Source organism: Halorubrum sp. SD690R (assembly GCF_005435035.1).
Taxonomy (GTDB): Archaea; Halobacteriota; Halobacteria; order Halobacteriales; family Haloferacaceae; genus Halorubrum; species Halorubrum ezzemoulense.
The window spans coordinates 1-7960 of sequence record NZ_SGTV01000061.1 but is presented as its reverse complement, the minus strand read 5'-3'; the positions used below and the strand labels follow the sequence as shown (position 1 = coordinate 7960).

Here is a 7960-nt window from a genome sequence, read left to right as displayed (position 1 = left end):
TCACCACCGCCGCTGTTGGAGCGGCTGATCGAAGACGCACAGAAGATCCACCAGCAACGACCGATCTTACAAGAGACGCTCGCTACCGCTACTCAACCAAGGTGTGAGGCTTAGCTAAAGACGAATGGTTTGGGGGGTTCCCCATGAGGCGGGTTGAAACCAAAGGGCACTGACAGCCCGAATCCGGTGGACGGATTCCACGTCCTTCAGGGCGTGGAAGAGGTCAATAGCTAAGCAGCCACCCACCGGTTTGCGAGTACGTGCTTCTGAGCCTGAGACACGAGTAGCCGATTTATTATCGATGTATGCCATGGGCCCGTATGAGCAGTCCTGACTGGGCGGGACAAAGACTGTCGAGACGCAACCTACTTGGTGCGTGTATCGCTGCCGGAACTGCCACTCTCGCAGGATGTACGTCCGGATCTCTCGAGGCTGAAACTACGGTTAACAGAGAGTATGAAGGAACCGACATCTCAGAAATTAATGTCCAAGGCGTAAACGGTGACATTGCGATTCGTGATACACAGCGTGAGACGATCCAGCTCAACGGCACAAAGCGGGCAGCAAGCGAAGATGATCTAGAACGCATCACGCTACAAGCCGACCAATCCGACGATCGCCTGTCGCTCACCGTTGACACGGGGGATAGTGGCTTCCTTCCCTTCGGTTCGTCCCCGCTACAGATGGATCTGACACTGACCGTTCCTGAAGGATTACACCTTACTGCTGAGGGGATGAACGGTGATGTCGATATAGAAACTAGCGGGGCCGAGAGCGTCACTGCCGATACAACAAACGGTGATATCACACTTTTAGCATCTGAACTTGTTGAAGTCCAGACCGACACCACAAACGGTGATATCTCAATTACCCTGCCAGCAACCACGGAGCCAGCAATATCGCTTGACACAACCAATGGCGACACCACAATCAACGGGTTCCAAGCAGATTTAATTGAGTCTGGGTCAGCGGTCGACCGGATGGTTGGAAACGGTACGCACCGTGTTACAGCAACTACTACGAACGGTGATATTACTATCCGCGGTAGGGAGAGAAACGAATGATCAGGTGGTTCCAATCGAAGGACCTTGCGGTTCAATTGATAATCCTCGCAGTAGTTTTTGACCCGCTAGGATTTGCTAGCGGGTATTTGATTGCTCCCTCCTTGGAGATCGCTCCGCTCTATGGTGGAATAGCCGGCCTAATTGCCGGGAGTTCGGTGCTGTCTCTTCATGTGCTTTACACATCTATGAATGAATAGGTAAGATATCATCTGTGTCGAGTCAGTCAGTCGAGAACCCGGAGAGTTCAGCCACGACAAACACGTAAACATCGAGCAAATCACGGGAACATATCTACCACGAGCAAATAATTCGCGATATGCGCGGTGTGCCCTCCACGGTACCGAACCGATCAGCTACAGATCTTGTGATCATCGGCACAAATCTGCTCCCTTTGGCTGGCATAGTCTATGGCGATTGGAATGTTTGGACTCTTTTGCTGCTCTACTGGATTGAAGCATTTAGTACGGTCCTCTTCGGCGTGCTAAAGTCGTTGTTCGCAAAGCAAGGATCCCCCGATGTTGTCGGAGAACGAGAACCCCTTCATGAACTACGGCACAAACGAGGTGGTTGGCGCCCTCTCCCAACGCTTCCACCAATATATCCCCGTAATGTGCCCTTCGCATTGTCAATCCTCGGTATTTGGGCTTCTACCATACTGCCGATTACGATACTCTCCTGGGTGCTGGTTGAGACATCGATAGCGCTTTCTTGGGAGGTCGCTGTAAGTGTTGGTGCCCTCATAGTCGCACACGGCATTGAGTTTTACCGTGAGTATCTGGGAGCCAAGACATACAAGAATGTGTCCGCCCGTGAAATTCTACAACAACCGTCCCAGCTCACGCTTGGGGTGATGTTTTTGGGGGTAATTGCCCTGTCAATGGGCCAATCAGCCGGAGTAACTGTGCTTGGAGGATTTGTGATCGTTAAGACAATTCTCGCTGTATCGTGGGAATCCACCGGTCCAATAGCAAGCGCATTTCAGGAGTTCTTTGACCGACTCAGTGCTGACCGTGAGTTTAGTCGGTCACAACCAGAGCTAAGCCTCCCGGATGAGCCGGTTGAGGCGCGAGTGACAGTCAGCCCGCAATCTGTCCTACTTGGAAGCACCACCACGATACTACTCACGGTGGTTAATCGCGGTGTTGCGCTGCTGCTGGCTGGTGTTGTCGCCGCAATAGTTACAGCGCGTTTTTTGTGGGTCGGCATTGGCCTCACCGTGCTACTGGGAATTTTTATTATCCGCGCCGGGAGCTACTACTTCCGGTACGGCACTATTGAGTACCAACGGCGTGGTGAGATGCTTGTCGCGTACGACACCGTACTTGATGCGCCACAGTGGTTGGTTCCGATTCACTCGCGAGCACGGTTTGAAATCAAGAACGCCATTCCTGACCGCCTATTCGGTACCGGAACGCTACAGATTTCAAACGTTGAGACAGCCCCGACAAACACAGTTCAGTTTGGTCCTGTCGCTGATCTTGACCACGCGACCGAGACACTTGATCTGCCGATCAGACACGAGGAACGCCCTGAGCAGGATCCCGCAGTCGTGGGTGCCGCACTCGTGTTGGCACTAGTTTTCCTTAGCGTTCCACTACTGCTGCTTGGCTCCCCTCAGGTGAGTGGCGCAGAAATGGCGGCTGTCATGGTGTTGATCGCACCGTTTTTTATGATTTTACTCAGCGTCCTCATATATGCGATGCTCGCTCGAATCTGAATGATCTGCGAGGGCAAGCTCATCGACCCACCGGAGTCGAAGGAAAGCCAGACACTCGACCCATGTTTTATCTCCTCAAGATATCGTTCAACCACTTCTCCCGACACCGCTCCCGTCGTTCCCTGGCATCCAACTGTAACCCCACAGTGCGAAAAGTTCTCACGCTCACTAGTTTACGGCCTTTTGTGTAGTTCGTAGCTACCGCCATTTGACTCCGGTGGGCGGCCCCTCCTGTCTAGCGGGATTATGTTTGCCACTGCTGTTGCGGGATGTGTAACACGGCCCCCAGCTATTTGGCAGAAAGAGCACGACTTCTGATATGGAACGGAAAGCGCTCGCAGCGCTCGGCTTACTGGCGCTAGTGGCGCTCGCAGGCTGCTCAGCAACAGGATCGTTGTCGATGGAGGCCGCGAACGACGTGGAGATAGCAGAAGCCGCCAGCCGGCCGGCCGTCGTGGACAGTCCGGCCCCCGACGACCGACGGGTGGTTCGAGAGGCGATCGAGAATGGCTCGGGGACAGCCACGGCTACTGATCCGCCGGTCCAACGGGGATTACCGCTCGCATACGAGGGCAGCTACTACGAGATCGACTGGAACGTCACCGGCACCGGGCCCGGGACCGCATTCGCTGTCGGCGTCGATCTCAACGGGACGGCGCCAGCCGACCAGACCGTCGGATTCGAGGAACTCTCAGAGCGTGACCGCCGACTGTTGGGTAATCTACTCACGGCTATGAGCGAGCGTGAGCCCCGGCTCAGTCCCGGCCCCGAAATCGCCATCCCAGAGGAGTACACAATGTCAGAAACCAACGAGAGCGTGTTGTTGTCCGGCGAGTACAGCGCCGTTCGGTACAATGGCACCGTCTACCCCTTCGTGCTGGAGGAACGCAGAGAAGAAACCCTGACTCGGTACCGTTACACCGTCGGTAGGGTCGCCGAAAGCACTAACGCGTACGCGCAGCAGCTTCGCGATGAGCATCTATTCAGACTGTCAGGGCTCTCGGAAGGCGAGCGGTCAGTAATGAACGAGGCGATCAACGGTGTCTATTACGCCGAGGGCACCGACGACGAGTCGTTCCAGTCGATAATGGACCAGTTCTCGGCGGAGTCGGCGATTGAGGCCGACAGCTACGATGGCACCTGGCTGGTGCGCTACGATGGGAAGGTGTACACCGCGGACCTTTCGTACGGCGGTTTCGACCAAGACGAGCGACCCATTGCCGGGTAGTACCGGCTCTGCCTACCCAGATAGCCTACTACCCTGACGGCCTCGGGGTGTCGAGGCCACAACGGACATGTCTCCCGACCGCCATGGACCTCGCCGGTCTCAGCGTTGTCCATGTGAAACGGTCGCAATCGGGGGTCGGTCACCATGAGCCAGAGACGCCCGGGAACGATGCCCAGTACGAGACATTCGCCCGCAGCAATCACGGAATCTCAGACGAGCAGGACCTCGTCACGACGGTGTTCAGCTATATCGACGAACTCGACGGCGACGTGCTCGTGGGCTACAACGGGATCGACTTCAACATGGATTTTCTTGCCAAGCGATGCGCCCACTTCGATCTGGCGCCGTCACCACCAGCCCTCCAGACATCGGGCCAGCATATCAACCTCTTCACTGATCGAAAGGCAGCGTGTGGCGCAGGCGAAAAGTGACCCTCGCTTGAAGACTGTCTCGACAGTTACGGGTACCCGGTCCCGAAGACGACCTGAAACGGCGTCCCGCTCGATAATTCCCGCTTCGGCGACGAGTTTGGGCCAGCATTTCTAGACGTCGTCGCAACTGGTGATGAGCGAGTGATCACTGGGTATCGTGAGGTCCTCGACCACTACCTGAAAACCGATCTTGAGGCCAACATTGCGCTCTACTACGCTGACCAAGGGCTCTCTTTTGACCCAGTTATGCTCGGTGTGCTCGGAGAATTTACTACAGAACTGCCTTGAGAACCCTTTCGGGGGACGGTCTTTCCACAGTCGATCTGCGAAGAGACGAAACCGCTGGCATCAAGCTCGTGAACGCACTCAATGCTGGTGGGTACCCACCGATAAGTTTGGCAGGGCGAGTCTCCCACTCATCCACGCGGTACCACAGAACTCGCGGATCATCTGAAGACCGCCTCTCTTCACCGACTACCCTTGAGTCGGCTATCCCTCGACGGTCCTCGAACATTACACACCGAGCAGCCCGCATTGAAGCTACGAAAACAGTCTGTGGGTTACGTGCTACCGTCTGAGGTGACACCCAAACGTGAGGCCTGTTTCACCCACGTTCCATTACCCACTCCCGTTCAACATCTCCACTCGACTCATCACTACTGTCAGGGTCGCTCTCGGTGTCAGCCAAGGCAGCAGTGCTACGATTGAACCCTCCAGACGGGTTAGTAATGTCCACCATCAACCGTGGGTACCAGCGGGAAGTCTCGGCTTGTAGCTGAACGTGTAATCGATCCGCTTCTGAGATGAGATCCTCCCGCCATTCGCGGCGCCTCTGAAAGTTAGATTCGAACTCATTGAGGACTCCTTGGACTGGGTTCCCCGCCTCCAGTTGCCGATGGAGGTGTTCAGCCCAAGAGTCATTCAGTCGGTCCCAGAAGTCGATGTTGAAATCCCGTTCCGCACCCGTTGCCTCGATCTGTGATCGGATCTCCTCACGGAGTTGTGCCGGTGAATCCCTAGAGAACAGGGCAGGCCCGCACAAGTGGATCCATTCGACATCCTGGATGTAATGTCCATCGAGATTATCCGCACGACACGCGTTTTTGAATTGTGCTTGCCTGCCGTTTGTCCGCGTGAGTCGCTCCGGCAGCAGCATGCCCGTGTCAACGTCTGATTCTCGAATCGCTTCGCGTAATTCTCCTTCAAGTTCTGCGTCGAATTTCTGGAATTCACGGAGATCGCGCTCAAACGCAGCGATATCGGCTCGTAGTTCCTCACTCACCTGTGCCCGCTGCCACGGCTGAACAGTCTCCCACTCCACCTCGATAGATGCCCCCCGCCCGATTAATTTACAGCCGGATGCGATTTGGTAGAGATCGTCTCTAACATCGGAGAGGGCGGTGTTCACTTCCGTCGCTCGGCGGTCGTACATGGTGTACACGACAGTGAACATGACTGAGAGCGCAGTGAGCGAAACTGTGACCGCTGTCGCGGGATCAATCCCGATCCCGATCTGACTGGGTACCCGCCCATCCCGAAGCGACTGCCAGTCGACCGACTCCAAAATCAGCACCTCAATACCTTCTCGGAGAGAGGTACTCGTTTCGGCGTGGTCGGGAAGAGAGGAACCATCCATGAGTGATCAGAGTGTCTGTAATCGCTGGGCGACGAGGACGGCGAAGACACCGAGCAAAACCAAGCCGATCGTCGACTCGATCGTCACGAGCATCGTCCCGATCCGGGTCGCCTCGACTACGCTCGTCGTTACGCCGGGGCTAAACGCTTGGAGGCTGAACACCAGCGCCCCGATGAGGTCTGTCTCTCCCGGTACCACACCGATCCCAATCGTAGTATATACAACCGCAAAATAGGCGACCACCACAATGCTCGTTGTTAGTACCCGTGCCGGCCGTTGTCCGTGTCCCGTCACCACTCCGTTCAGTAGGAGTCCGAAATAGCGTCCGTACTGACCGTCGAGCTGTGCTTGTCTGCGTTGGAGTGTGTAGTACTCCGACCGACGCCGAAACGCGGCGTCAGTTAGATCCTCATCCTCAAGCAACCCCACAAGCGTTCGGTACAAGCCGAGCATTTCTGGAACCTCGAGACCCCTCTGTTCAAGCTCGGTCAGCGAGGGGAACCGAGTACTCCGGTTGATCGACGCGTCCTGTAATCGAACGCCACTGAGATCACTCTCCTGTAGTGTTGCTCCATCGAGGACCGCACCTGAGAGATCGGCATTCTTGAGGCTACTCCCTGTAAGATCACTATCGGTAAGGTCGGTACCGGACAGGTCAGCCCCACGAAAGCTAGCGTCATTAAAAGTACACTCTCGACAGCGAGCACCCGAAAGTCGCGTAGCATCAAATTCGACACTCACAGCGGATGTCCCATTTAGTGTGGCATCGCGGAGATCACACATTGCGAACGAGCCAGTATCAAGTGCTGTCCGTCGGATAACCGCCCCTCGAACGCGGCACCCTTCAACTCGAATATCACCGACATCGGTCGTGATGAGTATCGCGTCGGAAAGATCAGTGTCAGTGGCTCTGATAGCCCCGCATATTGTCTCCGTCAGATCAATCCCCGTAGCAACGGTATCATCGAGTGTGAGGCTATCGACAGTCGCTCGGGTAAACACCACATCGTCGAGGTTGCTATTACGAAACTCAACCCCTGCGTCCGCGACTGTCTGATTCAGTACTGCGTCCTCGAACGACGAATCGATGGCAGTAAACCCATCAAGTCGCGCCTCACTCAGCTCCGCCTGTTGGAACGTCGATGCGACGACGGACGCATCAGTGAAATTACACCCGTCGAGTTCTGTCCGAGCAAGGTCACACTCGCGGATCGTCGCTCCGGCGAAGGTCGAGTCGCTGAGATCAACACCGGCACTAAACTCCACCCCTCGGAGTGTCGCGTTGGCGAGCTCGGCACCACGCAACTTTGTGTCGGGTGGAACCGTATCCGGAAATCCATCTGTCGGCCGCTCACTCTCTGGACAGTGCCAGACGCACAATCCTGTATCCGACATCGACGGCTGGGTACAGCGGTACTGACTCTCATTGTCCTCAGCCGCACTGAGTGTAAACGAACACTGGCCCCACCCTCCACTCATTCGCTCTGTCTATCTACCGGGTCTCATATATGTGTACCGCTGAATTATTATCCCAACGCTCGGGAATCCTCGCCCTTCAGGGCGGGGAGGATGTCAACGATAGCGTTGAGTCCGCGATGTGGATTCGAAACACCGATCACGAGTACGTGTATATGGATCAATATCATCGGGACCTGTTTGACATTGCTGACGATACCGACATCGCCGGAAAACGGGCAGCAGATTTACACTCGGCGGAAGTGGCTGAGAAATTTCAGCAGAACAACGAGAGAGTCTACGAGACGAGAGAACAGGTCGAGATCGAAGAGGTCATTCAGACCGACGACGGTCGTCAGTACTTTCTCACCCGGATTGTCCCACTGTTTGACAATGGCTCCGTATACGCCACCTGTGGCATCGCCACCA

The 7960-nt window shown here is 55.6% G+C and carries 7 protein-coding genes; 5 read left to right on the top strand and 2 right to left on the bottom strand.

Annotated features, from left to right (window positions below; translation table 11 throughout):
- Positions 1-320 precede the first annotated feature (320 nt).
- The 4 genes from EXE41_RS18105 (at position 321) to EXE41_RS18085 (ending at position 4440) form a co-directional block, all read left to right on the top strand.
- Positions 321-1064 carry a DUF4097 family beta strand repeat-containing protein gene (locus EXE41_RS18105; RefSeq protein ID WP_158294443.1) on the top strand — a complete coding sequence of 248 codons (744 nt, stop codon included), beginning with the start codon at positions 321-323 and terminating at the stop codon, positions 1062-1064.
- A gap of 316 nt (positions 1065-1380) precedes the next feature.
- Entirely contained in the window at positions 1381-2781 is a 1401-nt protein-coding gene (locus EXE41_RS19785) for a DUF6498-containing protein (protein ID WP_241987290.1), read from the top strand.
- 319 nt (positions 2782-3100) lie between these two features.
- Complete coding sequence (locus tag EXE41_RS18090; protein WP_241987289.1) at positions 3101-4009, top strand: hypothetical protein; 909 nt, start codon at positions 3101-3103, stop codon at positions 4007-4009.
- Positions 4010-4092: 83 nt separating this feature from the next.
- On the top strand, positions 4093-4440 hold the full coding sequence (locus EXE41_RS18085; protein WP_137691730.1) for a 3'-5' exonuclease: 348 nt from the start codon (positions 4093-4095) through the stop codon (positions 4438-4440).
- 604 nt (positions 4441-5044) lie between these two features.
- Here the strand turns inward: EXE41_RS18085 and EXE41_RS18080 are convergent.
- Together EXE41_RS18080 and EXE41_RS18075 are read right to left on the bottom strand one after the other, a co-directional pair.
- The gene (locus tag EXE41_RS18080; protein WP_137691729.1) at positions 5045-5872 is read right to left on the bottom strand and encodes a hypothetical protein; all 828 of its coding nucleotides are present in this window, start codon (positions 5870-5872) and stop codon (positions 5045-5047) included.
- A gap of 210 nt (positions 5873-6082) precedes the next feature.
- A complete protein-coding gene (locus EXE41_RS18075) occupies positions 6083-7555 on the bottom strand; it encodes a pentapeptide repeat-containing protein (RefSeq protein ID WP_137691728.1) in 1473 nt (490 codons plus the stop codon).
- A gap of 29 nt (positions 7556-7584) precedes the next feature.
- On the opposite strand from EXE41_RS18075, the gene EXE41_RS18070 reads away from it, so the two are divergent.
- Positions 7585-7960: PAS domain-containing protein (locus EXE41_RS18070; protein ID WP_158294442.1), on the top strand; the 376-nt coding region annotated here is incomplete at its 3' end.

What these genes read in the sequence shown, in the direction of transcription:
- EXE41_RS18105 (WP_158294443.1), top strand. Translation starts at nt 321, where the DNA reads ATGAGCAGTCCTGACTGGGCGGGACAAAGACTGTCGAGACGCAACCTA.
- EXE41_RS19785 (WP_241987290.1), top strand. Translation starts at nt 1,381, where the DNA reads ATGCGCGGTGTGCCCTCCACGGTACCGAACCGATCAGCTACAGATCTT.
- EXE41_RS18090 (WP_241987289.1), top strand. Translation starts at nt 3,101, where the DNA reads ATGGAACGGAAAGCGCTCGCAGCGCTCGGCTTACTGGCGCTAGTGGCG.
- EXE41_RS18085 (WP_137691730.1), top strand. Translation starts at nt 4,093, where the DNA reads ATGGACCTCGCCGGTCTCAGCGTTGTCCATGTGAAACGGTCGCAATCG.
- EXE41_RS18080 (WP_137691729.1), bottom strand. Translation starts at nt 5,872, where the DNA reads ATGTACGACCGCCGAGCGACGGAAGTGAACACCGCCCTCTCCGATGTT.
- EXE41_RS18075 (WP_137691728.1), bottom strand. Translation starts at nt 7,555, where the DNA reads ATGAGTGGAGGGTGGGGCCAGTGTTCGTTTACACTCAGTGCGGCTGAG.